Here is a 25,830-nt window from a genome sequence, read left to right as displayed (position 1 = left end):
AGCCCAGTCCTTCGTCAGGTCAAGAGAACGTCAAGGAATCGTCAGTAATTAGTTTACCGAATGATTAACCTTGCAACTGTGCTCCCTCCGGGCACACCGGCCCCGGGGCCCTGTCGTGACCTGCCCGGATCCGCCCCCCCCGGAGCGGACCTGGGGTTTTCCCCACCTCCGATCCGCCAGCAGCCGCCATGTTCCCGGCCCACCCCTGTTCCGTAGCTTCGAATCACGGTCGAAGAAGCGGCCGTCGAGCAACGGAAGGCGGACATCATGGGGCTGCGACGCACCCGGCAGCGCGCGCAGGACAGTCAGTACCCGGCGGGCTTCCACCAGGGGCCCGTCCCCGCGGACCTCGCCGTCGAACTGCGCGGTGTCCGCAGGCAGTACGGCAGGGGCGGATCCGTCGTCCACGCGCTGCGGGGCATCGACCTGGCCCTCCCACGCGCCACGTTCACCGCCGTCATGGGGCCCTCCGGCTCCGGCAAGTCGACCTTCCTCCAGTGCGCGGCCGGGCTCGACCGCCCCACCGAGGGCTCCGTACGCCTCGGCGGCACCGAGATCACCGGCATGAGCGAGAACCGGCTCACCGAACTGCGCCGCACCCGCCTCGGCTTCGTCTTCCAGGCCTTCAACCTGCTGCCGTCCCTCACGGTCGAGCAGAACGTCGTCCTGCCCATGCGCCTGGCCGGACAGCGCACCGGCTCCGCCCGCAGCCGCCGCGAAGCCACCGAGATGCTCGACAGGGTCGGCCTCGGCGACAAGGGCCACCGCCGCCCCAGCGAGCTCTCCGGCGGCCAGCAGCAGCGCGTCGCCGTCGCCCGCGCCCTGGTCGCCCGGCCCGATGTGATCTTCGCCGACGAGCCGACCGGAGCCCTCGACACCACCACCGCCGCCGAGATCCTCGCCCTGCTGCGCAACGCGGTGGACGGCCTCGGCGCCACCGTCGTCATGGTCACCCACGACCCGACGGCCGCCTCCTACGCCGACCAGGTGCTCTTCCTCGCCGACGGCGAGATCGTGGACCGCCTGCCGCGCGCCGACGCCGGCCGGATCGCCGCCCGGATGGCCGCACTGACCGCACGGACCGTCCCCGCCCACTCCGGAGCAGCAGCCTGATGTTCATCCCGCACGTCCCGAACGGCCTCGCCCGCGCGGCCGTTCGCTTCAAGCCCTCGTCGTTCGTCGGGACCTTCGTCGCGCTCCTGCTGGCCGCGGCGATCGTCTCCGCCTGCGGCATCCTGCTGGAGACCGGCCTGCGCGCCTCGGTACCCGCGGACCGCTACGCGAAGGCACCCGTGGTGGTCTCCGCCGACCAGCAGGTCCACATGACGGTCGGCAGCGGCGAGGGCGCGTACGACGCCGCCACCCCCGTACCGGACACCGCGCGGCTCCCCGAATCCCTGGTGGGCAAGGCCGCCTCGGCCCCCGGCGCGGCCACCGCGATCGGGGACGTCAGCTACTCCGTACGGCAGGACGACACGCTCCTCACCGCTCACGGCTGGGGCTCCACCGCCCTCACCGGCGCGCGACTGCTCACCGGCGAGGCGCCCGGGACCGGCGAAGTCGTCGTCCCCACCGGCACCGATGCCCGGGTCGGCGAGGAGATCATCCTCGACACCCCCGCGGGCGTACGGGAGTTCCGTGTCGCGGGCACCACCGCCACCGAGGCCACCGTCTGGTTCGCCGACCGGCAGGCCGTACAGCTCTCCGGGCACCCTGGCAGGGTCGACGCCATCGCCGTGCTCGCTGCCCGCTCCACCCCCACCGGCACCCTCGCCGACCAGGTACGCGAGGCCGTCGGCCACACCGCCGGGGCCCAGGTCCACACCGGTGACGGCCGGGGCGCCGCCGAGGACGCGGAACTCGCGGGCGCCAAGGAAGGCCTCGTCGGCCTCGGCGGCTCCTTCGGCGGCGTCGCCACCATGGTCGCCGTTTTCACCGCCGCCGGTACGGTCGCCCTCTCCGTCGGCCAGCGCAGCCGCGAGTTCGCCCTGCTGCGCGCCATCGGCGCCACCCCGCGCCAGTTGCGCCGCACCATCGCCACCGAGTCCCTGCTCGTCGCCCCGCTCGCCGGAGCGCTCGGCTGTCTGCCCGGCATCGCCCTGGCCCACTGGTGGTTCGGGCAGCTCCAGAACATGGGCGCCATTCCCGAAGCCGTCGCGCTGCGGGTGTCCTGGCTGCCGCTGACCGTCACCGTGGCAGCCACGATGCTCACCGCGCTGGGCGCCGGATACTTCGCCGCCCGCCGGCCGTCGAAGACCAAGCCGGGGCTGGCTCTCGCCCAGTCCGCGGTGGAACGCCCCCCGTTCGGCTGGATCCGCACCCCGCTCGGTATCGCCGCCCTCGCCGGCGGCGTGGCTTTCGCAGGGGTCGCCGCGTCCACGAGCGGCGAGGACGCGGCGAACGCCGCACTCGGCGTTGTCATGTTCTTCATGCTCGCGGTCGGCCTGCTCGGCCCGCTGATCGCGCGGATCTGCGCCGCCGTCATCGGTTTCCCGCTGCGCGCCACCGGCGCGTCGGGCTCGCTGGCCGCCGCCAACTCCCGGACGAACTCGCGCCGCCTGGCCTCCGCGATCACCCCGATTGTGCTGGCCATGGCCTTCTCCTGCACGCTCGTGTTCATGCACACCAGCGAGGAACGGGTGATCGCACACCAGCAGCGCGACGCCATCACCGCCGACCACATCGTCTCCGCCCCGGCCGGACTCGCCTCCGACGCGACCGAGCGGGCCGCCGCCACACCCGGCGTCAAGACCGCCGTCGGGCTGCTCCGCAGTTCCGTTCTGGTGCCCACCGGGGACGGGCCGCTCCAGAGCACTTCAGCCCAGGGGATCACCGGCTCCGGCCACGACCTCGCCAAGGTCCAGGACCTCGACGTCCGGACCGGATCGCTGACCGGCCTGCGCCCTGGCACCGTCGCCATCGACACCACCCTCGCCGGATCCACGAAGCTCGGCACGGGCGACCTGCTGGCCCTGCGTCTCCCGGACGGCACCAAGGCGACTCCGAAGATCGTCGCCGTCTACGGCCGCGGCCTGGGCACCGGTCTGGTCACACTGCCCGCCGCAGACCTCAGCACCCATGTCACCTCGCCGTACGTCTCCGAACTGCTGGTACGGGCCACACCCGCCGCAGCACAGAAGCTCGCCGCGCTCGGCACCGTCACCGACCGGACCGGCTACGCCGCCGCTCAGGACCAGAGCCGTGAGATCAACGCCTGGGCCAACACCACCATGGCCGCGGTCCTCGGCGGATTCGCCGCCGTCGCCGCGGTCAACACCCTGGTGATGACCGTCCTGGACCGCCGCCGCGAACTGACCATGCTCCGCCTCGTCGGTTCCACCCGGCGCCAGGTCATGGGCATGATCCGCTGGGAGGCGCTGCTCGTCACGGTCGCCGGCGCCGCGATCGGTACCGGCATCGCACTGGCCACACTGGTCCCGATGGTGAAGGGACTCACGGGCGAATCGCCTTACATCCCGCCGACGTTGTACGGGTCCTTCCTCGCCGCGACCATCGGACTCGGCCTGGCCGCGATGACGGTCCCGGCCCGGGCCGCCCTGCGTGGGAGAACCGAGCGTCCGTAGAGTCGGGCCATGCCCACCCCACGCGCACAGCTGACCCTGGCCGAAGTCGAGGCGATCGCCCGAGAGGCCCACGCCGAACAGCGGGACAAGGCGGGACGCCCGTACACCGAACATCTCGCCGCGGTCGCCGAGGGCGTACGGATCAGAGGCGGCAGTGACGGACAGATCGCCGCGGCCTGGCTGCACGACGCCGTCGAGGACGACGCACTGTCGGGGGAATGGCTGGCCGCCGCCGCGCTGCCACAGGAGGTCAAGGACATGGTCCTCGCCGTCACCAAACGTGACGGCGAGGACCTTCGTTCGTACACCCGGCGCATCCTGGACACCCCGGGCGCCCTGCTGATCAAGGAGTCCGACCTGGCGCACAACGCGGACCCGGCCCGCCTCGCCGTGCTGGAACCGGCGACCCGTACCCGGCTGGCCGAGAAGTATGCGCAGGTACGGGCGCTGCTGGGGCTCACGCCGGGCGAACCGCCCGCCGAGCAACCGGTTCAAGCCAACACGGCGGAGGACTGATCAACTTCCCGGCCGGGCCCGGACCGGAGACCGGATCGGCCTCCAGACCGGATCGGCCTCCAGACCGGATCGGCCTCCAGACCGGATCGGCCCGGAGAGCGGCCGGGCTCAGAGCCGGGCCGAGGCCCGGCGGAAGGCCCAGTCCATGTCCGGCTCCGTCACCGGGCGCAGCACCCGGCGCACCGGTGGCGTGCACATCAGCGTGACCGCGGCGGCCGCGACCACCGAGACGAGCACCAGCCCGGCGGGGGCCGAGAGCCAGTCGTAGACGTCGAACACCCCGGCGTACCCGGCCCCCTTGACCAGGAAGCCGTGCAGCAGATAGCCGCAGATCGTGCCGGTGCCGAGCACCGTGAACCACATGCGGCGGCGCGGCACCCAGGCCAGGAACCCGATGGTGAGCAGCAGCGCGCAGCCGAACATGGCCAGCGTCATCACGGCACCGGACCACCACGGGGCGCCCATCTCCTGCGCGCTGTTGCTGCGGTAGAACCAGCCCAGCTGCATCCGGGGCGCCGCCCAGTACGCGAACAGCAGGGCCCCTGCGAACAGCGGTAGCGCGAGCATCCGCACCTCGCGCCGGCGCACCAGCTCGAAGTGCTCGGGCTTCAGCCGCAGTCCCAGCACGAAGAACGGAAGGAACTGCAGAACACGCTGGAGATCGAGGTCGTCGCCGATCGTCGGGGAGAAGGAGGCGAGCACGGCGATGACGAGCGCGACCGGCAGCGGATGGCGCAGCGCCTGCCAGAGCGGCGTGGTGATCCGCCAGATGAACAGCGCGATCAGGAACCACGTCAGGTACCAGGGGTCCATCAGGCTGATCGACTGATCAGCCGCGTCGTCCGCGTACCGCTTGAACAGCGAATACGCCGTCTCGAACACCACATAGGGCACGGCGACACCGGTGACCAGGCGCTTCACCTTCGCGGCCGACATGTCGAAGGAGCGGGAGAAGTAGCCGGAGACGATGATGAACGCCGGCATGTGGAAGGTGTACGCCACCATGTACAGCGCCCGTGCGGTCCGGCTGCCGTCCATCACCGGTTCCCATGAGTGCGCCACCGCGACGAGCACGATGGCCAGATATTTGACGTTGTCGAAGTAGGCGTCACGCCGCTTCGCCGGTGCGGAGGCCGGAGGCTTGTTCGCCACCGGTGCGGGGGGTGCAGCGGTGGCGGTCGTCCCTCGGTGTCTGGGCTCCGGCTCCCGGGTCGCCGATGGGAGCGGGGCCCTCTGAAATACGTTCGGAGCGTGGAACATCTCATGCACCTTAGACGGCCCGATTGCAATTCGTAAAACCGCTCGGGGATATCGCTCGGTCCTGCCTTGTGTTCCTGTCCAATCGAAAGTGAAACCACCGGCAACCGCCCGCTATGCACCGATTCATCCACCTTAAATGGTGCATATCGGCAGCCTGTTGGGCGGCGTGAATTTAATCGCACCCGAGCCTGAGAATTGCATGTGAATGAAGTGTGCGGATATGGAAACCGTCACATTCGCAAGCCATTGTGAATGTGTGATTCACAGCTCGCGCACAGGGTTGCGGAACACCGCTCGCGGACTTGCGGGGCATGGACGGAGCCCTGTGCGACCCCTCGTGCGGTCGTGCGCCCCGGATGCGCGCGGGGGCGCAAGGATGGCGAGATCCCGCCACTTCGATCCGTCACCCGGCAGCGACCACAGGGGAGTTGGTGGCACGATGGACGGGACGGAGGGTGCTCGGCCGCACACCTCCGGGCCGGCAAGGCGGACCGACCAAGGGTGTGATCAGTCGTGGCCATTTCACTGTCTGTGGTGCTGATGTTGGCGATCATCCTGGTGGTCCTGATCCGGGGCGGCTCGATCAAGCCCGGGCCGGCGATCGTCGCGGCGCTCTTCGGCTTCTTCCTGGCATCGACCGGCATGGCGCCGTCGATCACCAGGTTCATGAACTCGATAGCGGAGACCATCAACCAGATCTCCTTCTGAATCCGGTCCGCCGCCCGCGCTCCGGCACGGGCGGCGGACCGGCGCAGTCCATACGGAACGCAAAAGGCCCGGTCCGGCGAAGAATTCGCCGGACCGGGCCCAAGCATGGAGCGGGCGACGGGAATCGAACCCGCGTAGCTAGTTTGGAAGACTAGGGCTCTACCATTGAGCTACGCCCGCAAAGCCGCACCGCAGATCCGGGGACCGGCGGCACGTGAAGCATCGTAGCGGGTCGCGGAGGCTGCCCGCACACCCGATTGCGGCCACCCGGTGTCGCGTCCGGTGCCACCCGCGAAAAGTGGCCGATGCACGGCCTGACTGCATGTACCCTACGTGTCGCACCGACGGGGTGTGGCGCAGCTTGGTAGCGCGTCCGCTTTGGGAGCGGAAGGTCGTCGGTTCGAATCCGGCCACCCCGACCACCAGCAAGATCTCAGGACCACACGAGCAACATCCAGGGACCACCCGCAAGATCGCAGACCACGGGCAAGATCGCATTGTGGGAGTCCGACTCCTTGCCGTTACTATGCAAAATGCGTGCCCGTGTGTCTGATGTACCGGGCTCGGTCCGCGAAGCCGCCTCCAGTGCGGTGGAGCAGAACCCCAAGAAGTCAGCCACAAGGAGACCGAACCGTGAAGAGCGCCGTGGAGACCCTGAACCCGACCCGGGTTCGGCTCACTGTCGAGGTGCCCTTCGAGGAGCTCAAGGACAGCCTCGACGCGGCGTACAAGAAGATCAACCAGCAGGTCACGGTGAAGGGCTTCCGCAAGGGCAAGATCCCTGCCCGGGTCATCGACCAGCGCTTCGGCCGCGGTGCGGTGCTGGAGGAGGCCGTCAACGACGCCCTCCCGAAGTTCTACACCGAGGCCGTCAACGAGGGTGAGCTCAACGTCCTCGGTCAGCCCGAGGTCGACATCACCGAGCTGAAGGACGGCGAGCTGCTGGCCTTCACCGCCGAGGTTGACGTACGCCCCGAGATCGAGATCCCGGACTACTCCGGCATCGAGGTCACCGTCGACGCCCTCGAGGTCAGCGACGAGGACGTCGAGAAGGCCGTGGAGCAGCTCCGCGAGCGCTTCGCCTCCACCAACCCGGTCGAGCGCGCCGCCGCCGAGGGCGACGTCGTGACGATCGACCTGCAGGCCAAGGTCGACGGCGAGGTCCTGGAGGACGGCGTGGCCGAGGGTGTCTCGTACACCATCGGTTCCGGAGAGCTCCTCGACGGCATCGACGCCGCCGTCACCGGCCTGGAGGCGGGTGGCGAGGCCACCTTCACCTCCGAGCTGAAGGGTGGCTCCGCCGAGGGCAAGGAGGCCGAGGTCACCGTCAAGGTCGCCACTGTCGCCGCCCGTGAGCTCCCCGAGCTGGACGACGAGTTCGCCCAGATGGCGAGCGAGTTCGACACCATGGACGAGCTGAAGGCGGACAGCCGCAAGCGCCTGGAGAACACCAAGCAGTACGACCAGGCCACCCAGGCCCAGGAGCGTGTCCTGGACGAGCTGCTCAAGCTCGCCGAGGTCCCGATCCCGGAGAAGCTGCTCGCGGACGAGGTCCAGACCCGCAAGCACAACCTGGAGCACCACCAGCTGGGTCAGATGGGTCTGACCCTCGACAAGTACCTGGAGATCCAGGGCAAGACGGTCGAGGAGTTCGACGCCGAGACCTCCGAGCAGGCGATCAAGGGCATCAAGACCCAGTTCATCCTGGACGAGATCGTCAACAAGGAGAAGCTGAACGTCAACCAGGAGGAGCTCACCGAGCACCTCATGCGGCGTGCTGCTTCCTCCGGCATGAGCCCCGACCAGTTCGCCCAGGCCGTCGTCGAGGGCGGCCAGGTGCCGATGCTCGTCGGCGAGGTCGCCCGCGGCAAGGCGCTGGCCGTGGTCGTCGAGGCCGCCAAGGTCGTCGACACCAACGGTGAGGTCGTCGAGCTGGAGGACGACGAGGACGTGGCGGAGGAGGCCATCGAGATCGTCGAGGCCGCCGAGGGCACCACCGAGGCCGCCGAGGAGAAGAACGAGGCCTGAGCCTCGCGCTGAACCCGAATGACGGGCTCCGGACGCATGCGCGTCCGGAGCCCGTCGCCGTATGGCGTACGGTGCCCCACAACCCTTGTGCGGACTGCGCAGCTTGCGCTCCCAGCGAACAGTTGCGGAAGCGGGATGGCGTTGTCCTACCTGCGCGTTAGGGTCCATGAATAGGAAGGGCAGGGGAGTCCCCGCCCACCCGGTACGAAGACGCTGAGACGGCCGGAGCCGTCAGAGACGAGCAGGTGGATACGTGACGAATCTGATGCCCTACGCCGCCGGAGAGCCGTCCCTCGGTGGAGGCCTCGGTGACCAGGTCTACAGCCGGCTGCTCGGCGAGCGCATCATCTTCCTCGGTCAGCAGGTCGACGATGAGATCGCCAACAAGATCACCGCGCAGCTGCTTCTTCTCGCCGCGGAGCCCGAGAAGGACATCTACCTCTACATCAACAGCCCCGGCGGTTCGGTGACGGCCGGCATGGCGGTCTACGACACCATGCAGTACATCCCGAACGACGTCGTCACCATCGGAATGGGCATGGCGGCCTCGATGGGCCAGTTCCTGCTCACCGGCGGCACCGCGGGCAAGCGCTTCGCGCTCCCGAACACCGACATCCTCATGCACCAGGGTTCGGCCGGCATCGGCGGCACGGCCTCGGACATCAAGATCCAGGCCCAGTACCTGCTGCGCACCAAGCAGCGGATGGCGGAGATCACCGCCCGTCACTCCGGCCAGACCGTCGAGACGATCATCCGCGACGGCGACCGCGACCGCTGGTACACCGCGGAGGAGGCCAAGGAGTACGGCCTCATCGACGAGATCATCACGATCGCATCGGGCGTTCCGGGCGGCGGCGGCACCGGCGCCTGATCCGGTCACCGGATCCGGCTCCACCGCCCCGCGCACCTCTCGTACGCCGAGACACCCAGCCACAGAACGCCACCAGGATGGTGAACACCCACATGAACAACTTCCCCGGCGCCTCCGCGAGCGGCCTCTACACCGGCCCGCAGGTGGACAACCGCTACATCGTGCCGCGCTTCGTGGAGCGCACCTCGCAGGGCGTGCGTGAGTACGACCCGTACGCGAAGCTCTTCGAGGAGCGCGTGATCTTCCTCGGCGTGCAGATCGACGACGCCTCCGCCAACGACGTCATGGCGCAGCTGCTGTGCCTGGAGTCGATGGACCCGGACCGGGACATCTCGATCTACATCAACAGCCCCGGCGGCTCGTTCACCGCGCTCACCGCGATCTACGACACGATGCAGTTCGTGAAGCCGGACATCCAGACGGTCTGCATGGGCCAGGCGGCCTCCGCCGCGGCCGTGCTGCTCGCCGCTGGTACGCCCGGCAAGCGGATGGCGTTGCCCAACGCCCGTGTGCTGATCCACCAGCCGTCCTCGCAGACCGGCCGTGAGCAGCTCTCCGACCTGGAGATCGCGGCCAACGAGATCCTGAGGATGCGCACCCAGCTGGAGGAGATGCTGGCCAAGCACTCCACCACCCCGCTGGAGAAGATCCGCGACGACATCGAGCGCGACAAGATCCTGACCGCCGAGGACGCCCTCGCCTACGGTCTCGTCGACCAGATCGTGTCGACCCGCAAGCAGGCGGCCATGTCCGCCTGACGTCCGCCTTCACCCCTTGGCACACCATGTTCGCCCGGTCTCCGCCGTGTGAACCGTGCCAAGGGGGGCCCGAACGGGGGTCAAGGCAAGGTACCGTCGGATAGAGGCACCAGGAGCCGCTGAACCAAGCTGCTCCCAGGCGAAGGGGAAGCACCTCGTGGCACGCATCGGTGATGGCGGCGATCTGCTCAAGTGCTCGTTCTGCGGAAAGAGCCAGAAGCAGGTGAAGAAGCTCATCGCGGGACCCGGTGTGTACATCTGCGACGAGTGCATCGATCTCTGTAACGAGATCATCGAGGAGGAGCTCGCAGAGACCTCCGAGGTGCGGTGGGAGGAACTCCCCAAGCCGCGCGAGATCTACGAGTTCCTCGAGGGGTACGTCGTCGGGCAGGAGCCCGCGAAGAAGGCCCTCTCGGTCGCTGTGTACAACCACTACAAGCGGGTCCAGGCGGGCGAGAACGGCGGCGCGCAGGGCCGCGACGACGCCATCGAGCTGGCCAAGTCCAACATCCTGCTGCTGGGCCCCACGGGCTCCGGCAAGACGCTGCTCGCGCAGACGCTGGCCCGCATGCTCAACGTCCCGTTCGCCATCGCCGACGCGACGGCGCTGACGGAGGCCGGCTATGTCGGCGAGGACGTCGAGAACATCCTGCTGAAGCTGATCCAGGCCGCGGACTACGACGTCAAGAAGGCCGAGACCGGGATCATCTACATCGACGAGATCGACAAGGTCGCCCGCAAGAGCGAGAACCCGTCGATCACCCGCGATGTCTCGGGCGAGGGCGTCCAGCAGGCCCTGCTGAAGATCCTGGAGGGCACCACCGCCTCCGTACCGCCGCAGGGCGGCCGGAAGCACCCGCACCAGGAGTTCATCCAGATCGACACGACGAACGTGCTGTTCATCGTGGGCGGCGCCTTCTCCGGCCTGGAGCGGATCATCGAGTCCCGGGCGGGTGCCAAGGGCATCGGCTTCGGCGCGACGATCCGTTCGAAGCGGGAGATCGAGGCGAGCGACCAGTTCCAGGAGGTCATGCCGGAGGATCTGGTGAAGTTCGGGATGATCCCGGAGTTCATCGGCCGGCTGCCCGTCCTGACCTCGGTCCACAACCTGGACCGCGAGGCGCTGCTGCAGATCCTCGTCGAGCCGCGCAACGCGCTGGTGAAGCAGTACCAGCGGCTCTTCGAACTCGACGGCGTCGAGCTGGACTTCGACCGCCCGGCCCTGGAGGCCATCGCCGACCAGGCGATCCTGCGCGGCACCGGAGCGCGTGGCCTGCGGGCCATCATGGAGGAGGTCCTCCAGTCGGTGATGTACGAGGTGCCGTCCCGCAAGGACGTCGCCCGCGTCGTCATCACGGCCGACGTCGTCCGCAACAACGTGAACCCGACGCTGGTCCCGCGCGAGCCGCGGACGATCGGCAAGGGCGACGGCGGGCGGCACGAGAAGTCCGCGTAGCGGTACGAACGCATACGGAAAAGGGGCGCCCGGCCGGGCGCCCCTTTTCCGTATGCGCGGTCCGATCAGACCTTGGTGCGGGACGTGTTGTAGAGCTTGGCGGTCAGGGCGGCCAGGTCGTCCTGGGACATGCCCTTGCCGGCCATGGAGAGCGCCACGTCGACCCCGCTCACCACACCGACCGTGCTGTAGTCGGCCCAGACGCAGGTGGGAATGGTGAACTCCTTCGGCCCGTTCTTCGCGGTTCCGTCACCCTTGCTGTTCGTCACCTTCATGTCCTGGCACTTCATCAGCGCCCCCTTGAAACCGGACGGGGTCTTGGCCTGGGCGCTTCCGACGAGGGAGTACTGCAAGTCCTTGTTCTTCTTCTGCATGTCGTTCTCGGTGTTCGTGAACGAGTTGTCGATGACCTTCGCGGGGTCGGTGACGTCGCCCCAGATGCCCTGGAGCGTGAGGCCCTTGATGCTGAGCTCGTTCTCCTTGGTGCCCGCGCTGTACTGAGCCACCGTCTGCTGGGGGTTCTTGATCCCCATCCCTTCGGCCTTCGTCTTGCTCTCGCCGGTCATCGGCGACGACGCACCCCCCGACGAGTCGTTCTTGTAATCGTCCACCGACGCGGCGGGCGTCAGCTTGTACCCCTTGGTGGAGTCCGCGACGTCGCTGTTGCTCGCGCCGCCCCCCGACGTCAGGAAGTACACGCCGCCGCCGATGACCGCCAGCGCCACGACCACGCCACCGATGATCAGGCCGGTCTTCTTCTTCGGCTGGGCCGGGGGCATCGGCATCGTGCCGTACGCCTGCTGGCCGCCGTAAGGAGGCGTGGGGGGCTGCTGGCCGTACGGGCCGGGCTGCTGGGCGTGGGGGTAGCCGTAGCCCTGCTGCTGCGGCGGGACACCCTGGGGGGCCTGCTGGGGGTAGCCGTAACCGGGCTGGCCCTGCGGGGGCTGCTGGCCGTACGGGCCCGGCTGCTGGCCGTACGGGCCGGGCTGGCCCTGCGGCGGGCCACCGTAGGGTCCGGGCTGGCCCTGGGGCTGCTGGCCGCCGTACGGGCCCGGCTGGTTGTAGCTCATCTGCGGTGTCCCCTGTTCGTGATGCTTACGCGTTCCGAACATCCTGGCGGAAGGGTCGCCCGGATGGAGCACCGGGAGTCACACCGTTACTGAACAAACCGGTTTCAACGCATGACTGTGACGGCCCTAAACTGTCCCCCGTGACCGAGAACACTCAGCAGACGCCAGCCAGCAACCCCGAACTGCCGACCCAGTACGCACCGGCCGAGGTAGAGGGGAAGCTGTATGAGCGCTGGGTAGAACGGGGTTACTTCACCGCCGACGCGACGAGCGACAAGCCCCCGTACACGATCGTCATCCCGCCGCCGAACGTCACCGGTGCGCTCCACCTGGGCCATGCCTTCCAGGTCACGCTCATGGATGCCCTCACGCGGCGCAAGCGCATGCAGGGCTTCGAGACGCTGTGGCTGCCGGGCATGGACCACGCGGGCATCGCCACCCAGAACAAGGTCGAACAGCAGCTCGCCGAGGAAGGCAAGTCGCGGCAGGATCTGGGCCGAGAGGCGTTCACCGAGCGTGTCTGGCAGTGGAAGGACGAGTACGGCGGCCGGATCCTGGGCCAGCTGAAGCGCCTCGGTGCGGGACTCGACTGGTCGCGCGAGCGGTTCACCATGGACGAGGGGCTCTCCGAAGCCGTCCAGACGATCTTCAAGAAGCTCTATGACGACGAGCTGATCTATCGCGCCGAGCGCATCATCAACTGGTGCCCGCGCTGTCTGACCGCGATCTCCGACATCGAGGTCGACTACCAGGACGACGACGGCGAACTCGTCTCGCTGAAGTACGGCGAGGGCGACGAGACCGTCGTCGTGGCAACCACCCGCGTCGAGACCATGCTCGGTGACACGGCCGTCGCGGTTCACCCCGACGACGCGCGGTACGCGCATCTCGTCGGCAAGCGGATCAAGCTGCCGCTGACCGACCGGACGATCCCGGTCGTCGCCGACACTCATGTCGACCCCGAGTTCGGCACGGGTGCTGTCAAGGTGACACCCGCTCACGACCCGAACGACTTCGCGATCGGCCAGCGCCATGACCTGGAGCTCATGACGATCATGGACGAGCGCGGTGTCATCACCGTGCACGGCCCCTTCCAGGGACTCGACCGCTTCGAGGCGCGCTCCGCGATCGTTGCCGCCATGCGTGAGCAGGGCCGCGTCGTCGCCGAGAAGCGCCCGTACGTCCACTCCGTCGGGCACTGCTCGCGCTGCAAGACGACCGTCGAGCCCCGCCTCTCCCTCCAGTGGTGGGTCAAGGTCGAGACGCTCGCCAAGGCCGCGGGCGACGCGGTCCGCGACGGCCGGGTCGCGCTCCACCCGCAGGAAATGGAGAAGCGGTACTTCGACTGGGTCGACAACCTCAACGACTGGTGCATCTCGCGGCAGCTGTGGTGGGGTCACCGGATTCCCGTCTGGTACGGGCCGAACGGCGAAACGGTCTGCGTCGGCCCCGACGAGGAGGCGCCCACCGGCGAGGGCTGGGTCCAGGACGAGGACGTCCTCGACACCTGGTTCTCGTCCGGTCTCTGGCCGTTCTCGACGCTCGGCTGGCCGGAACAGACCCCGGACCTCGAGAAGTTCTACTCGACCGATGTCCTGGTCACCGGCCACGACATCATCTTCTTCTGGGTCGTCCGGATGATGATGTTCGGTCTGTACGCGATGGACGGTGAGGTCCCCTTCAAGACCGTCGCGCTCACCGGTCTGGTCCGGGACGAGTTCGGCAAGAAGATGTCGAAGTCCAACCCGAACGCGGTGGACCCGATCGACTGGATGGACGCGTACGGCTCGGACGCCGTGAGGTTCACGCTCGCCACGGGTGCCAACCCGGGTGCGGACGTGCCGATCGGAGAGGACTGGGTCAAGGCCTCCCGCAACTTCGCCAACAAGATCTGGAACGCCACCCGCTTCGCGCTGATGAACGGCGCGACGGTGGAGGGCGAGCTGCCGCCCGTCGAGCAGCTGTCGGCGACCGACCGGTGGATCCTGTCGCGGCTGAACAAGACGGTCGCCGAAGTCGACGCGTTCTACGACGACTTCCAGTTCGCGAAGCTCTCCGACGCCCTCTACCACTTCGCGTGGGACGAGGTCTTCGACTGGTACGTCGAGCTGTCGAAGACGACCTTCTTCGCGGGCGGCGAGGGCGCCAAGGTCTCAGGCCGGGTTCTCGGCGAGGTCCTGGACGTGATGCTGCGCGTGCTGCACCCGATCGTCCCGTTCGTCACCGAGACGCTGTGGACCACGCTCACCGGCAAGGAGACCCTGGTCATCGCCGACTGGCCGAAGGACTCCGGCTTCCGCGACGACGCGGCCGAGCAGGAGATCGCGCTCGTCCAGCAGGTCGTCACCGAGGTCCGCCGGTTCCGCTCCGACCAGGGCCTGCAGCCCGGCCAGAAGGTCCCGGCCGAGCTCACCCTGACGGGTACGCCGCTCGCTCCGCACGAGGCGGCCATCCGCCAGCTGCTGCGGCTCCAGCCCGCCGAGGAGGGCTTCCACGTCACCGCGTCGCTGCCCGTCGCGGGGGCCACGGTCGCGCTCGACCTCTCCGGCACCATCGACGTCGAAGCCGAGCGCAAGCGCCTGACGAAGGACCTGGGCGCCGCCGAGAAGGAGAAGGCCCAGGCGGTCGGCAAGCTCTCCAACGAGGCGTTCCTCGGCAAGGCCCCGGACAACGTGGTCGACAAGATCCGCGGCCGGCTCGCCAAGGCCGAGGCCGACATCGAACGGATCTCCGGCCAGCTGGCGAACCTGCCGCAGAGCTGATCCCCTGAGCACGGAGCCCCCGTCCCCCTGACCGACCAGGGGGACGGGGGCTTCGCTCTTTCCGCCGGTGTCCGGCTGCCGGTATTCGTCCCCGCCACCGGGCGCTGCGCGCGATGTCCGTGCCCATCCGTAGACTGGCCCCGTGAGTGAGCCCCGCCCTTCCGACCGGCACGACGACTCCGATCCCGACGAGACCTTCGCGGAGATCGTCGACGAAGAGACCCAGCGCGACCCCGACCTGGCGGTGATCGAGGCCGGGAGCCGCACGCTGCGCACCCGCTCCGGACCGCCGCAGGGCGACGAGGTCCCCGCCCGCCCCGCCGACCCCGAGGTGGACAAGGCGCTGCGCGCCGTGGAGCAGGAGCTCGCGGGACGCTGGGGCGAGACCAAGCTGGAGCCCTCCGTCACGCGCATCGCCGCGCTGATGGACGTGCTCGGCGAGCCGCAGCGCGCGTACCCCTCGATCCACATCACCGGGACCAACGGCAAGACGAGCACGGCCCGCATGATCGAGGCGCTGCTCGGCGCCTTCGACCTGCGTACCGGCCGCTACACCTCGCCGCACGTCCAGTCGATCACCGAGCGGATCAGCCTGGACGGCTCCCCGATCGACCCCGAGCGGTTCATCGAGGCGTACCAGGACATCAAGCCGTACGTGGAGATGGTCGACGCCCAGCAGCCGTACCGGCTCTCCTTCTTCGAGGTGCTGACGGGCATGGCCTACGCGGCGTTCGCCGACGCGCCGGTCGACGTCGCGGTCGTCGAGGTCGGCATGGGCGGCAGCTGGGACGCGACCAACGTCATCGAATCCTCGGTCGCCGTCGTCACCCCCATCTCGCTGGACCACACCGACCGGCTGGGCACCACGCCCGCCGAGATCGCCGGCGAGAAGGCCGGGATCATCAAGCAGGGCGCCACGGTCATCCTGGCCCAGCAGCCGGTCGACGCCGCGCAGGTCATGCTGAAGAAGGCCGTCGAGGTCGATGCCACGGTGGCCCGCGAGGGCATGGAGTTCGGCGTCGTCTCGCGCGAGATCGCGGTCGGCGGGCAGCTGCTGACGCTGCGCGGCCTGGGCGGCGAGTATGAGGAGATCTTCCTCCCGCTCTACGGCGCCCACCAGGCGCACAACGCGGCGGTGGCGCTCGCCGCGGTGGAGGCGTTCTTCGGGATCGGCGCCGAGCAGCCCGGCTCGCTCGACCCCGACACGGTCCGCCGGGCGTTCGCCTCGGTGGTCTCCCCGGGCCGCCTCGAAGTCGTCCGCTCCAGCCCCACCGTCGTCCTGGACGCGGCGCACAACCCGGCGGGCGCCCGCGCCACCGCCGACGGGCTCTCCGAGGCGTTCGGCTTCTCCCGGCTGATCGGTGTCGTCGGCACCAGCTCCGACAAGGACGTCAAGGGGCTCCTCGAAGCCTTCGAGCCGATCTTCGCCGAGGTCGTCATCACACAGAACTCCAGCGGCCGCGCGATGGACGTCGACGAACTGGCCGCCGTCGCGGTCGAGGTCTTCGGCGAGGAGCGCGTCCAGGTGGAGCCTCGCCTGGACGATGCGCTGGAGGCGGCGATCACCCTCGCCGAGGAAGAGGACGAGTACGCGGGCGCCGGGGTGCTGGTGACCGGTTCGGTGATCACGGTCGGCGAGGCCCGGCTGCTTCTGGGAAGGCGCTGACCGATGCGTACGCTCTGTGCATCCACGCTGATCGGCGAGTTCTTCGTGATCGGCTTCGCCGGACTCGTCGCGATGAAGTCCGACGACCTGACCAATGCCACGGTCTGGACGGTCTGCGGCATCGGCATGCTGCTCTCCGTGCTGCTCTGCGGGATGATCACCCGCCCCGGTGGCATACAGCTCGGCTGGGTGCTGCAGATCGCCCTGGTGCTGAGCGGCTTCGTCGTCCCGATGATGTTCATCCTCGGCGTGGTCTTCGCAGGTCTGTGGTGGGCCTCGGTGTACTACGGCCGCAAGATCGACGAGGCGAAGGCCCGCTGGGCGGCGGCGCAGGAAGCCGCCGAGGCCCCGGCCGGCGGCTGATGCGGTGCCCGGTGGCCAAACCCGGCCGCCGGGCCGTCCCCGTACCCCTGTAGCCTCGGGTTCACCGCACCCGCATGCCTGCAAGGAGCCGCACACCATGACCCAGCGCACCCTCGTTCTCCTCAAGCCCGACGCGGTCCGGCGCGGACTGGTCGGCGAGATCGTCGGGCGGATCGAGCGCAAGGCCGGCTGGCGGATCACCGCGCTGGAGCTGCGTACCCTCGACCGCGCCACGCTGGAGCAGCACTACGCCGAGCACGTCGGCCGCCCGTTCTACGAGCCACTCGTCGAGTTCATGCAGTCCGGCCCGATCGTGGCGCTGGTCGCCGAGGGCGAGCGGGTCATCGAGGGCGTCCGTACGCTGGCCGGCCCCACCGACCCGATCGCCGCCGCGCCCGGATCCATCCGCGGTGACTTCGGCACCATCACCCGGGAGAACCTCATCCACGCCTCGGACTCCGAGGAGTCCGCGGAGCGGGAACTGAAGCTCTTCTTCCCCGGACTCGTCTGATCCACGATCAGCCGAACAGAGCTCATCACCTGGGGCGACCGAATTAATTCGGTCGCCCTTCGGTATAGGGTCCCAGATCGCGGGAACGCATCCCTCCGACGTAACGTCACCATGAGTGGAACGGCCACCCGTTCCGCCCACAATGGCGAAGGACCCTCGCGCGGTGTCCGTCAATACGGCACTACGATGGAATCTTCCACGCCCGCAGCGCTCAGCTCGCCGTCCAGAACAAGCCATATATCGCTTTCTCGGAAGGCCCGACGCATCCTCAATGGGGAACAAGGGGAAATCAATGTCGTTCATCGGCCGTGACATGGCTATCGACCTCGGGACTGCCAACACGCTGGTGTACGTCAGGGGGCGCGGCATCGTCCTGAACGAGCCGTCCGTCGTGGCCATCAACACCAACACCGGCGGCATCCTGGCAGTCGGCTCCGAGGCCAAGAAGATGATCGGGCGCACGCCGGGCAACATCGTTGCCGTGCGGCCCCTGAAGGACGGCGTGATCGCCGACTTCGAGATCACCGAGCGGATGCTCCGCTACTTCATCCTGAAGATCCACAAGCGCCGCTACCTGGCCCGCCCCCGGGTCGTCGTCTGCGTGCCCTCCGGCATCACCGGGGTCGAGCGACGCGCCGTCATCGAGGCGTCGACGCAGGCCGGTGCCCGCCAGGTGCACATCATCGAGGAGCCCATGGCCGCGGCCATCGGTTCCGGGCTGCCGGTCCACGAGGCCACCGGCAACATGGTCGTCGACATCGGTGGCGGCACCACCGAGGTCGCGGTCATCTCGCTGGGCGGAATCGTCACTGCCCAGTCGATCCGTGTCGCCGGTGACGAACTGGACAACGCGATCATCCAGCACGTCAAGAAGGAGTACTCGCTCCTCCTCGGCGAGCGCACCGCCGAACAGATCAAGATCACGATCGGTTCGGCGTACGACATGGACAAGGAGGAGCACACCGAGATCCGCGGCCGCGACCTGGTCTCCGGGCTGCCCAAGACCGTGGTCATCTCGGCCGCCGAGGTCCGCAAGGCCATCGAGGAGCCGGTCAACGCGATCGTCGACGCGGTGAAGACCACGCTCGACAAGTGCCCGCCCGAGCTCTCCGGTGACGTCATGGACCGCGGCATCGTCCTCACCGGCGGCGGCGCGCTGCTGCGCGGACTGGACGAGCGGCTGCGCCGTGAGACCGGCATGCCGATCCACATCGCGGAGGACCCGCTGGACTCGGTGGCGCTCGGATCCGGCAAGTGCGTCGAGGAGTTCGAGGCGCTCCAGCAGGTCCTGGACGCCCAGCCCCGCAGGTGAACAAGCCCGCAGGTGAACAAGCCCGCAGGTGAACAACCCGTGGGCGAACCGCCCCGCGGGTGAACCACCCGGCGGGTGGACAACACAGCGGTCCGCTGAACGGAACACTGCCGTTCCCTGCAGCCGATCGTTGATATACAGGCACGAACATTCCGACGAGGAAGGCACGGCCGCCGCACGTGAGGGACACACGAGAGAGCCGGCTGCTCCTGGTGCTGCTGATCGCCATCGCGTTCGCATTGATCACGGTGGACATCCGCGGGGGCGAGGAGTCGCCGGTGGACGGCGCCCGGCGGGCCGCCGCAGCGGCCTTCGGGCCGGTGGAGAACGGCGTCGCGGCCGCTGTCGACCCGGTGGGCAACGCCATAGGGGCGGTACGCGACTCCGGCGAACGGCACAACCGGATCGCCCAGCTGGAACAGCAGAACGCCGCGCTCAAGACGAAGCTCGGCAGCGACGACCGCAACCGCAGCCGGGTCCGTGAACTGGACCGGCTGCTGAAGAATTCGGCCGCCGGCCAGTACGGCATCAAGGGCGCCGAGGTCATCGCCATAGGAGCGGCCCAGGGCTTCTCCTGGACGGTCACCATCGACGCGGGTTCCGACGACGGAATCAAGCGCGACATGACGGTCATCAACGGCGACGGGCTGGTCGGCCGGGTCACCACCGTCGGCCCGGACACCGCCACGGTGCTCCTCGCCAACGACCCCGACTTCACCGTCGGCACCCGCATGGAGAAGACCGACGAACTCGGCTTCGCCACCGGCCAGGGCTCCCAGCCGCTGTCCGTCCAGTTCCTCAACGGCAAGGCCAAGGTGAAGAAGGGCGACCGGCTCGTCACCTTCGGCTCCAGCAAGGACAAGCCCTTCGTGCCCGGCGTCCCGGTCGGCGAGGTCGTCCGGGTCGACCCGTCCGGCGGCGGCCTGACCCGTACCGTCTACGTCCGCCCGTACGTCGGCTTCAGCAAGCTCGACATCGTCGGCGTCGTGGTCCAGGCCCCGCGCGAGGACCCTCGTGACATGGTCCTGCCGAAGCAGCCGGCCAAGCCCGCCAAGCCGAAGCCCACTCCCACCGTGACCGTCACCATCTCGCCCAACGGCGACATCGTCGACACCGAGGGGAACGTGGTCGGCAACATCCACGAGAGCCCGGATCCCGGCAACAGCCCGGACCCGAACGGCACTCCGGGCGCCACACCGAACGCTGATAACGCGGTAGACGAGCAGAGGTAGAGCTGATTCCCATGCGCCTGAACCGGATTCTGCTCTCCACCGTCCTGGTCGTCGTCGCTCTCGTCGTCCAGGTCTCCGTGCTCGCCCGGCTCCAGCTCCCCGGCGCCGTGCCGGACCTGCTGCTCCTGGTCGTCCTCGCTCTCGCCTTCGTGTACGGGCACGTCAGCGGCGCCCTCATCGGCTTCGGCGCGGGACTCCTCGCCGACCTGGCACCGCCCGCCGACCACGCCGCCGGACGCTACGCACTGGTCCTCTGCGTCATCGGCTACCTCGCCGGGCTGGCGAAGCCGGAGAACGGGCAGCTGAAGTCGGCGATGGTCCCGATGATCGGGGTCGTCGCCGCGGCGATCGGCTCGACCCTGCTGTACGCGATGGTCGGCGCGCTCGTCGGGGACACGGCGGCCCGTCATGTCGGCCTCGGCAGCCTGCTGTTCACGGCGGCCGTCTACGACCTGCTCCTCGCCCCCTTCGTCGTACCGCTGGTCATGGCGATCGCCAGACGCACGGTGAACGACCCGCTCTCGGACGCCTCCGGCGGCGGCGACGTGGCCGCGGGCTGGCTCGCCTCCGGCACCGGACTGCGGATCGGCAGCCAGCGTGGCGGACTGCGCGTCAAGGCCGCCCGCAGCCGCGCGGCCCGCGCCGGACGGATCAAGGGGGTCAAGCGCCTGTGAGACCGCACCGCAGGCGGAACACCGCGCGTACCTCCGGCCCGACCATCACCGGGGGCACCCCGTGACCAACATCCCCGAGACCGGCCGGACCCAGCGGGTCCAGATCCGTCTCATCGTCATCCAGGTCCTCGTCTTCTCCCTGCTGCTCACCCTCGGCGGACGCCTCTGGTACCTCCAGATCCGCAACGGCCAGGAGTACAGCGACGAGGCGAAGAACAACCACGTCCAGCAGGTAGTCCAGCCCGCCGTCCGCGGCTCCATCCTCGACGCGCGCGGTGTGCCGCTGGCCGACAACGAGACCCGTCTCGTCGTCTCCGCGAGCCGCACCGAGCTGATGAAGACGGACGACGACGGCAAGAGCGTCCTGACCCGGCTCGCCGGCGTCCTCGACATGAAGCCCAAGGAAGTCCTCGACAAGGTCCGGCTCTGCGACTCCAAGACGCCGCAGCCCTGCTGGAACGGCTCGCCGTACCAGCCGATCCCGGTCACCGACGAGGCCACCACCCAGCAGGCCCTCACGATCCGCGAACGAGCCGAGGACTTCCCCGGCATCACCGCCGAGCCCACCGCCGTACGCCGGTACGGAGAGCCCGGCAAGGCCAACACCGCCCAGGTCCTCGGCTACCTCTCGCCGGTCACCGACGAGGAGATCACCAAGGCCCAGGACACCGACTCGCCGTACCTCCGCTCCGACCAGGTCGGCCGCTCCGGCCTGGAGCGCACCTACGACAAGGAGCTGCGCGGAAAGGCCGGGGTCACCCGCTACGAGGTCGACAACCTCGGCCGGGTCATCGGCCAGGCGAAGAACGACAAGGCGGAACCCGGTTCCAGCGTCGTCACCTCCATCGACGCCCGGGTCCAGGCCGTCGCCGAGTACGAGCTCAACGAGGCCATGAAGACGGCCCGTAAGTCCTTCGACAAGAACACCGGCGAGAACTACAAGGCCGACTCCGGCGCCGTCGTCGTCATGGAGGCCAAGACCGGCCGCGTCGTCGCGATGGCCTCGCTGCCGAACTACGACCCCAACTCCTGGGTCGGCGGCATCTCCGCCAAGGACTACGCCAAGCTCACCGGCAAGAACTCCAACTTTCCGCTGCTGAACCGGGCGATCCAGGGCCAGGCCGCCCCCGGCTCGATCTTCAAGGTCATCTCCTCGACCGCCGCGGTCAACGCGGGTTACCCCTTCGACGGCCACTACCCATGCCCCAGCTCGTACAACGTCGGCGGGCAGACCTTCAAGAACTTCGAGTCCCAGGGCTACGGCGACATCACCATCGGCCGGGCCCTCGAAGTCTCCTGCGACACCGTGTACTACGGCATCGCGCACAAGGAGTGGCTGAAGGACGGAGGGATGAGCCCGAAGAAGAACACCAAGGACTGGTTCTACAAGACCGCCCATCAGTTCGGCCTCGGCAAGGAGACCGGCATCGACCTCCCCAACGAGGTCAGCGGCCGGGTCCCCGACCGCAAGTGGAAGCAGGACTTCTACAAGGCGAACAAGGACGCCTGGTGCAAGCAGGGCAAGAAGGGCGGCACGTACGTCGAGCAGATCGCGTACGAGAACTGCCTCGAAGGCGACAAGATGCGCGCCGGTGACTCCGTCAACTACTCGATCGGCCAGGGCGACACGCTCGTCACGCCGATCCAGATGGCCACCATCTACGCCGCGATCTCCAACGGCGGCACCCTGTACGACCCCACCGTCGGCAAGGCGGTCGTCAGCGGCGACGGCAAGAGCGTCGAGGTGATCAAGCCCAAGTCGCACGGCAAGCTGCCCTTCTCGCGCAAGACCCGCAACGAGATAGACGGTGCCCTCGCGGGAGTCGCGACCCGTGGTTCGGCCGCCTGGCGATTCGGCGGCTGGCCGCAGGACAAGATCCCGATGCACGCCAAGACGGGTACCGCCGAGGTCTACGGCAAGCAGACGACCTCCTGGTTCGCCACGTACACCAAGGACTACTCGATCGTCATGACGATCTCCCAGGGCGGTACGGGCTCCGGTGCGTCCGGGCCCGCCGTGCGCAACATCTACGACGCCCTCTACGGTCTCGACGACTCCGGCCAGCAGGACCTGAAGAAGGCGCTGCTGCCCAGCCCGCAGAAGTCCCTGCCGAAGATCCAGCAGGACGGCTCGATCGACGCCCCGCAGATCAAGCCCTACAACCCGGACTCGCAGAAGACCCCGGAGGAACAGACCCTCGCCGCGGTGCTGGGGAGGCGTGACTGATGGCCGGCTTCTCCGTCCAGCGGTACGCCCCCGAGCGGTCCGCCTGGGGCAAACTCACCGCCCGCGACTCCGTCGTACGCAAACTCGACTGGCCGCTGCTCGGCTCCGCGATCGCGCTCTCCTTCATCGGCTCGCTGCTGGTCTACTCGGCGACCCGGGGACGTGACTCGCTCACCCACGGCGACCCGTACTACTTCCTCTTCCGGCACGTCCTCAACACCGGCATCGGCTTCGCCCTGATGGTCGGCACGATCTGGCTCGGCCACCGCACCCTGCGCGGCGCCGTCCCGATCCTCTACGGCCTCTCGGTGCTCCTGGTGCTCGCGGTGCTCACCCCGCTAGGCGCCACCGTCAACGGCGCCCACGCCTGGATCATCATCGGCGGCGGCTTCTCGCTCCAGCCGTCCGAGTTCACCAAGATCACGATCATCCTGATCATGGCGATGCTGCTCGCCGAGCGCGTCGACGCGGGCGACCAGCTCCATCCCGACCACCGGACCGTCGCCAAGGCCCTCGGCCTGGCGGCCGTCCCGATGGCCGTCGTCATGGGAATGCCGGACCTCGGCTCCGTGATGGTCATGGTCGTCATCGTGCTCGGCGTGCTTCTCGCCTCCGGCGCCTCCAACCGCTGGATCGCCGGGCTGCTCGGCGCAGGTCTGGCCGGCGCGATCGCGATCTGGCAGCTCGGCCTGCTCGACGAGTACCAGATCGCCCGCTTCGCCGCCTTCGCCAACCCCGCGCTCGACCCGGCGGGCGTCGGCTACAACACCAACCAGGCCCGCATCGCGATCGGCTCCGGCGGCCTCTCCGGGACGGGCCTCTTCCACGGCACCCAGACCACCGGCCAGTTCGTCCCCGAGCAGCAGACCGACTTCGTCTTCACCGTCGCGGGCGAGGAGCTCGGCTTCCTCGGCGCCGGGCTGATCCTCGTCCTGCTCGGCGTCGTCCTGTGGCGCGCCTGCCGGATCGCCCGCGAGACGACCGAGCTCTACGGCACGATCGTCGCCGCCGGAATCATCGCCTGGTTCGCCTTCCAGTCCTTCGAGAACATCGGGATGACGCTGGGCATCATGCCGGTCGCCGGGCTGCCGCTGCCGTTCGTGTCGTACGGAGGGTCCTCGATGTTCGCCGTCTGGGTGGCCGTCGGGCTGCTCCAGTCGATCAGGGTGCAACGGCCGATAAGCGCCTGAGCCGGTACCGGAGCACTGCACATTCGCGCACAAGGCGGCTAGATTCGGGTCATGGCGGACTCGAAGCGCGAGATCGAGCGGAAGTACGAAGCCACTGCGGACACCCGGCTCCCGGACCTGAGCCGGGTGGCCGGGGTCTTCACGGTCGCCCACCGGGGCGTCACCGAACTGGACGCCGTCTACTACGACACCGAGGACCTCCGGCTCGCGGCGGACTCCCTCACCCTGCGCCGCCGCACCGGCGGGAGCGACGCCGGCTGGCACCTCAAGTTCCCGGTCGCCTCCGGCATCCGGGACGAGCTGCGAGAACCCCTCTCCGACACCCTGCCGGACTCCTTCGCGGGGCTGCTGCGCTCCCGGGTCCGCGGCCGCGGCCTCGTCCCCGTCGTCCGGCTGGTCTCCGCCCGCGACGTCCACCACCTGCTCGACGCCGAGGGCGCCCTGCTCGCCGAGGTCAGCGTCGACCGGGTGCGGGCCGAACGGCTGGCGGCGGGCGCCGGTACGGCCGCCTGGACCGAGATCGAGGCGGAACTCGCGGACGACGGCGACCCCGCCTTCCTCGACGCCGTGGAGCGCCGGCTGCGCAAGGCCGGGATCCGCCCGTCCGCGTCCCCGTCCAAGCTGTCCAGGGCACTCGCCGAGACCGCGCCGAAGCAGCAGAAGAGCCCGGCGGGGCGGGGGAAGAGCCCCGCGGGCAAGTCCCGGCAGAAGCCCACCTCGGGCGATCACGTCCTCGCGTACATCCGCCACCAGACCGAGGCGATCGTCGCCCTGGACCCCGCCGTGCGCCGCGACCTCCCCGACTCCGTGCACCGGATGCGGGTCGCCACCCGCAGGCTGCGCAGCGCGCTGCGGACGTACCGGAAGATCCTCGACCGCGACGTCACCGGCCCGGTCGGCGCCGAGCTGAAATGGCTGGCCGCCGAGCTCGGCATCGAGCGCGACCAGGAAGTGCTCGACGCCCGGCTGCGCGCCCGTCTCGCGGAACTGCCCGGCACCCTGGTCCTCGGCCCGGTCCACAGCCGGCTCCGGATCTGGTCGGTGGCCACCCGGGGCGGCTCCCACCGCCGCACCGTCGCCGTGCTCGACGGGAAGCGGTACCTGGCCCTCCTGGAGAGCCTCGACGCCCTGCTCGCCGCCCCGCCCCTGCTGCCCGCCGCCGCACGCGCCCCCGGGCGGGAGCTGCCCCGCGCCGTGCTGAAGGAGTACGGGCGCCTCGCGGACCGGACCGGCCGCGCCCTGGAACTCCCGCCGGGCCACGACCGGGATCTGGCCGTGCACGAGGCCCGCAAGGCGGCCAAACGCGTCCGGTACGCGGCGGAGGCGGCCCGGCCCGCGCTGGGGAAACCCGCCAAGCGGTTCGCCAAACGGATGAAGGCGGTCCAGAGCCTCCTCGGCGACCACCAGGACAGCGTGGTGGCCCGCGAGACCCTGCGCACCCTGGCCGTCCAGGCGCACGCGGCGGGGGAGACGGCCTTCACCTGGGGACTGCTGTACGGGCGGGAGGAGGCGATCGCCGCCGCCCGGGAACGGGAGCTGCCCGAGGTGTGGCGGCGGGCGTCACGGCCCCGGTTGCGGGCGGCTCTGGAAGGCTGAGCATCGGGGTACGCTTGATGGTCACCCTTGCCGGCTCTCGAAAGTT

Annotated in this window: 20 protein-coding genes and 2 tRNA genes; 19 read left to right on the top strand and 3 right to left on the bottom strand. The window is 69.1% G+C overall.

The window, feature by feature from the left end; genetic code table 11:
- The first annotated feature begins 267 nt into the window (after nt 1–267).
- The 3 genes from ACIRJP_RS21565 to ACIRJP_RS21555 are packed head-to-tail and all read left to right on the top strand — an operon-like array spanning nt 268 to nt 4,100.
- The gene (locus ACIRJP_RS21565; RefSeq protein ID WP_404176398.1) at nt 268–1,113 is read left to right on the top strand and encodes an ABC transporter ATP-binding protein; all 846 of its coding nucleotides are present in this window, start codon (nt 268–270) and stop codon (nt 1,111–1,113) included.
- Nucleotides 1,113–3,584, top strand: a complete 2,472-nt coding sequence (locus tag ACIRJP_RS21560) for an FtsX-like permease family protein (RefSeq protein WP_404176395.1) — start codon at nt 1,113–1,115, stop codon at nt 3,582–3,584. Before ACIRJP_RS21565 ends, ACIRJP_RS21560 begins: the two co-directional genes overlap by 1 nt.
- Before the next feature lie 9 nt (nt 3,585–3,593).
- Nucleotides 3,594–4,100 (top strand): HD domain-containing protein, encoded by a 507-nt coding sequence (locus ACIRJP_RS21555; protein WP_404176392.1) that lies wholly within the window; start codon nt 3,594–3,596, stop codon nt 4,098–4,100.
- 108 nt (nt 4,101–4,208) lie between these two features.
- Here ACIRJP_RS21555 and ACIRJP_RS21550 read toward each other — a convergent pair whose 3' ends face one another.
- Nucleotides 4,209–5,360 carry an acyltransferase family protein gene (locus tag ACIRJP_RS21550; RefSeq protein WP_404176389.1) on the bottom strand — a complete coding sequence of 384 codons (1,152 nt, stop codon included), beginning with the start codon at nt 5,358–5,360 and terminating at the stop codon, nt 4,209–4,211.
- Between the two features lie 513 nt (nt 5,361–5,873).
- Between ACIRJP_RS21550 and ACIRJP_RS21545 the strand changes: the two genes are divergently transcribed.
- Entirely contained in the window at nt 5,874–6,068 is a 195-nt protein-coding gene (locus ACIRJP_RS21545) for a hypothetical protein (RefSeq protein ID WP_266733056.1), read from the top strand.
- Nucleotides 6,069–6,174: 106 nt separating this feature from the next.
- On the opposite strand, the gene ACIRJP_RS21540 is transcribed toward ACIRJP_RS21545, so the two are convergent.
- A tRNA-Gly gene (locus ACIRJP_RS21540) sits at nt 6,175–6,248 on the bottom strand.
- A gap of 165 nt (nt 6,249–6,413) precedes the next feature.
- Here ACIRJP_RS21540 and ACIRJP_RS21535 point away from each other — a divergent pair.
- From ACIRJP_RS21535 to clpX, 5 genes are all read left to right on the top strand, one after another.
- Nucleotides 6,414–6,490, top strand: a tRNA-Pro gene (locus tag ACIRJP_RS21535).
- 211 nt (nt 6,491–6,701) lie between these two features.
- Nucleotides 6,702–8,096 (top strand): trigger factor, encoded by a 1,395-nt coding sequence (gene tig / locus ACIRJP_RS21530; protein WP_404176386.1) that lies wholly within the window; start codon nt 6,702–6,704, stop codon nt 8,094–8,096.
- Between the two features lie 265 nt (nt 8,097–8,361).
- On the top strand, nt 8,362–8,967 hold the full coding sequence (locus ACIRJP_RS21525; protein ID WP_177328013.1) for an ATP-dependent Clp protease proteolytic subunit: 606 nt from the start codon (nt 8,362–8,364) through the stop codon (nt 8,965–8,967).
- 77 nt (nt 8,968–9,044) lie between these two features.
- Nucleotides 9,045–9,725: an ATP-dependent Clp protease proteolytic subunit gene (locus ACIRJP_RS21520; RefSeq protein ID WP_404176383.1), complete on the top strand. Its 681-nt coding sequence runs from the start codon at nt 9,045–9,047 to the stop codon at nt 9,723–9,725.
- A gap of 157 nt (nt 9,726–9,882) precedes the next feature.
- Nucleotides 9,883–11,181, top strand: a complete 1,299-nt coding sequence (clpX, locus tag ACIRJP_RS21515) for an ATP-dependent Clp protease ATP-binding subunit ClpX (protein ID WP_072483632.1) — start codon at nt 9,883–9,885, stop codon at nt 11,179–11,181.
- A 65-nt stretch (nt 11,182–11,246) separates the two neighbouring features.
- Here clpX and ACIRJP_RS21510 read toward each other — a convergent pair whose 3' ends face one another.
- A complete protein-coding gene (locus tag ACIRJP_RS21510; RefSeq protein ID WP_404176380.1) occupies nt 11,247–12,251 on the bottom strand; it encodes a hypothetical protein in 1,005 nt (334 codons plus the stop codon).
- Nucleotides 12,252–12,391: 140 nt separating this feature from the next.
- Between ACIRJP_RS21510 and ACIRJP_RS21505 the strand changes: the two genes are divergently transcribed.
- The 10 genes from ACIRJP_RS21505 to ACIRJP_RS21460 all read left to right on the top strand — a co-directional run bounded on the left by ACIRJP_RS21505 (nt 12,392) and on the right by ACIRJP_RS21460 (nt 25,784).
- A complete protein-coding gene (locus tag ACIRJP_RS21505; protein WP_404176377.1) occupies nt 12,392–15,013 on the top strand; it encodes a valine--tRNA ligase in 2,622 nt (873 codons plus the stop codon).
- Between the two features lie 142 nt (nt 15,014–15,155).
- Nucleotides 15,156–16,679 carry a bifunctional folylpolyglutamate synthase/dihydrofolate synthase gene (locus tag ACIRJP_RS21500; protein WP_404176374.1) on the top strand — a complete coding sequence of 508 codons (1,524 nt, stop codon included), beginning with the start codon at nt 15,156–15,158 and terminating at the stop codon, nt 16,677–16,679.
- A gap of 3 nt (nt 16,680–16,682) precedes the next feature.
- Entirely contained in the window at nt 16,683–17,042 is a 360-nt protein-coding gene (locus ACIRJP_RS21495) for a DUF4233 domain-containing protein (RefSeq protein WP_383710134.1), read from the top strand.
- Nucleotides 17,043–17,139: 97 nt separating this feature from the next.
- A complete protein-coding gene (gene ndk, locus ACIRJP_RS21490; protein ID WP_266733065.1) occupies nt 17,140–17,553 on the top strand; it encodes a nucleoside-diphosphate kinase in 414 nt (137 codons plus the stop codon).
- A 292-nt stretch (nt 17,554–17,845) separates the two neighbouring features.
- Nucleotides 17,846–18,865, top strand: a complete 1,020-nt coding sequence (locus ACIRJP_RS21485) for a rod shape-determining protein (RefSeq protein WP_404176370.1) — start codon at nt 17,846–17,848, stop codon at nt 18,863–18,865.
- A gap of 179 nt (nt 18,866–19,044) precedes the next feature.
- Nucleotides 19,045–20,097, top strand: a complete 1,053-nt coding sequence (gene mreC, locus ACIRJP_RS21480; RefSeq protein WP_404176367.1) for a rod shape-determining protein MreC — start codon at nt 19,045–19,047, stop codon at nt 20,095–20,097.
- A gap of 11 nt (nt 20,098–20,108) precedes the next feature.
- On the top strand, nt 20,109–20,771 hold the full coding sequence (mreD, locus tag ACIRJP_RS21475; RefSeq protein WP_404176364.1) for a rod shape-determining protein MreD: 663 nt from the start codon (nt 20,109–20,111) through the stop codon (nt 20,769–20,771).
- Nucleotides 20,772–20,832: 61 nt separating this feature from the next.
- Nucleotides 20,833–22,998 (top strand): penicillin-binding protein 2, encoded by a 2,166-nt coding sequence (gene mrdA / locus ACIRJP_RS21470; RefSeq protein ID WP_404176361.1) that lies wholly within the window; start codon nt 20,833–20,835, stop codon nt 22,996–22,998.
- Nucleotides 22,998–24,188: a rod shape-determining protein RodA gene (gene rodA, locus ACIRJP_RS21465; protein WP_404176358.1), complete on the top strand. Its 1,191-nt coding sequence runs from the start codon at nt 22,998–23,000 to the stop codon at nt 24,186–24,188. The genes mrdA and rodA overlap by 1 nt, the downstream gene beginning before the upstream one ends.
- A gap of 51 nt (nt 24,189–24,239) precedes the next feature.
- On the top strand, nt 24,240–25,784 hold the full coding sequence (locus ACIRJP_RS21460) for a CHAD domain-containing protein (protein ID WP_404176355.1): 1,545 nt from the start codon (nt 24,240–24,242) through the stop codon (nt 25,782–25,784).
- The last annotated feature ends 46 nt before the right edge of the window (nt 25,785–25,830 follow it).

Origin of the sequence: Streptomyces sp. NPDC102437, from assembly GCF_044765565.1 — a bacterium.
Taxonomy (GTDB): domain Bacteria; phylum Actinomycetota; class Actinomycetes; order Streptomycetales; family Streptomycetaceae; genus Streptomyces.
Note: the sequence above shows the minus strand (reverse complement) of the source record. Positions and strands in the feature narration are given on the sequence as shown.